This window comes from Halomonas sp. 707D4 (genome assembly GCF_024158685.1).
Taxonomy (GTDB): domain Bacteria; phylum Pseudomonadota; class Gammaproteobacteria; order Pseudomonadales; family Halomonadaceae; genus Vreelandella.
The window spans coordinates 1-1,673 of the sequence record NZ_JAMZBD010000586.1 but is presented as its reverse complement, the minus strand read 5'-3'; the positions used below and the strand labels follow the sequence as shown (position 1 = coordinate 1,673).

The window sequence follows — 1,673 nt, the reverse complement described above, 5'->3', positions numbered from 1 at the left end:
GCCGGCACACGCCGCCCCAGTGATTGGTCGACCCGCCCAGGTAGCGAAGCCGGGCGCTCTCCAGCGGCAGGTAGGTATCGCCGACGTTCTCGCCGCGATAGAGCGCCTGGGAGCGCTCGCTGAAGGAGGCCTCGCCGCCTTCGCAGAGCAGCACCCGGTGACCCTGCTGGGCGAGCGTCATGGCGACGGTGATCCCCGCCGCCCCGGCGCCGATCACGCAGCAGTCGAACGGCGTTGCCTCGTCCAGCGCATCGAAGGGCAGGTACATCAGCGCCGCCCGCCGGCAAGATCGCTTTCGCGCAACAGCCAGCCGCCGCTCAGGCGTGGTGCCGGCCCGCTGCTCGCCAGGGCGGCGGGCATCGGCACCAGCGCGGCGCAGGCGCCCAGCGCAAGTGCCTTCAACACGCTTCGGCGCGCCGGATCCCGGGCGGTGGGGGCGAGTATCGGTTGGGTTTTCGAGTCGTGGATGGGTAACATGAGGCCCGCTTCGTTCGTTGTAGGAGTTCGTCGTGCAGGTTCGCTTGCGCCGCTATCGTGCCCGCTTCTCCTTTTTACCCAAACTGGCCGCCCTGGCGCCAGCGAAAGCGCTTTTATCCACTCATTTTTTTACGATCGATAGGTGCTGACATGACCACATACGCCATCGGCGACCTGCACGGCTGTCACGCGGAGTTCGTCGAGCTGCTCGAGGCGCTCGACTTCAGCCCGGCCCGGGACACGCTCTGGCTGGTCGGCGACCTGATCAACCGCGGCCCGGGCTCGCTCGAGTGCCTTCGGGAGGTTAAAGCCCTGGGAAGCGCGGCGCGCTGCGTGCTGGGCAACCACGACTTTCACCTCCTGGTGGTCGCCCGCGGCGGCGGCCGCCTCAAGCGCCGCGATACCCTGGAGGGCATTCTGGACGCCCCGGAGCGCGAGGCGCTGCTCGACTGGCTGCAGGCGCAGCCGCTGGCCGTCGCCGAGGGCAATACGCTGATGGCCCATGCCGGCGTGCTTCCTGGCTGGAGCCGGGAGGCGGCGCTTGGCTACAGCGACGAGGTACAGACGGCCCTGGGCGGCGAGCACGCCGGTCGGTTCCTGGAAGCGCTCTACGGCGACGAGCCGGCGCGCTTTCATGCCGACCTCGACGGCATGGATCGGCTGCGCGCGCTGGTCAACGTCTTCGCCCGCATGCGCTTCATCCGCGCCGACGAGACCCTCGATTTCGCCGCCAAGGAGGGCCTCGACAGCGCCCCGCCAGGCTTTCACCCCTGGTTCCAGTACCCGCGCGGCGATACGCTGCGCCTGCTCTTCGGCCACTGGGCGGCGCTCGAGGGCAAGACCCCGGGGGCGCGCATCGATGTCCACGCCCTGGACACCGGCTGCGTGTGGGGCGGTGAGCTTACCGCGATGAACCTCGAGACCGGCGAGCGCACCTCGGTGCCGAGCCGCCAGGCGGGAGGCTGACATGGCCGGAGGCGACACTGTGCTCGACGGCCTCGAAGTCTACCGGGTGGGCGGGGCGGTGCGCGACGAACTGCTCGGCTGGCCGGTGTTCGACAACGACTGGGTGGTGGTCGGCACCACCGCGGACGAGATGGCGCGGCGCGGCTTCAAGCCCGTGGGCCGTGATTTCCCCGTCTTCCTGCACCCGCAAAGCCTCGAGGAGTACGCCCTGGCGCGCACCGAGCGCAAGG

3 protein-coding genes and 1 pseudogene are annotated in these 1,673 nt (G+C 69.8%); 2 read left to right on the top strand and 2 right to left on the bottom strand.

The features are described 5' to 3' along the window. Both BIS11_RS16870 and BIS11_RS16865 read right to left on the bottom strand, forming a co-directional pair. On the bottom strand, positions 1-268 hold a 268-nt coding region (locus BIS11_RS16870; RefSeq protein WP_253586625.1), incomplete at its 3' end, for an FAD-dependent oxidoreductase. Beyond that, positions 268-477 carry a hypothetical protein gene (locus BIS11_RS16865; RefSeq protein ID WP_253426172.1) on the bottom strand — a complete coding sequence of 70 codons (210 nt, stop codon included), beginning with the start codon at positions 475-477 and terminating at the stop codon, positions 268-270. The genes BIS11_RS16870 and BIS11_RS16865, both read right to left, overlap by 1 nt. A gap of 150 nt (positions 478-627) precedes the next feature. On the opposite strand from BIS11_RS16865, the gene BIS11_RS16860 reads away from it, so the two are divergent. Together BIS11_RS16860 and BIS11_RS16855 are read left to right on the top strand one after the other, a co-directional pair. Continuing rightward, positions 628-1,443, top strand: coding sequence for a symmetrical bis(5'-nucleosyl)-tetraphosphatase (locus tag BIS11_RS16860; protein WP_253426170.1), 816 nt, complete (start codon positions 628-630; stop codon positions 1,441-1,443). A gap of 1 nt (position 1,444) precedes the next feature. Then, positions 1,445-1,673 (top strand): annotated as a pseudogene (locus BIS11_RS16855) (polynucleotide adenylyltransferase); the annotation flags it as partial.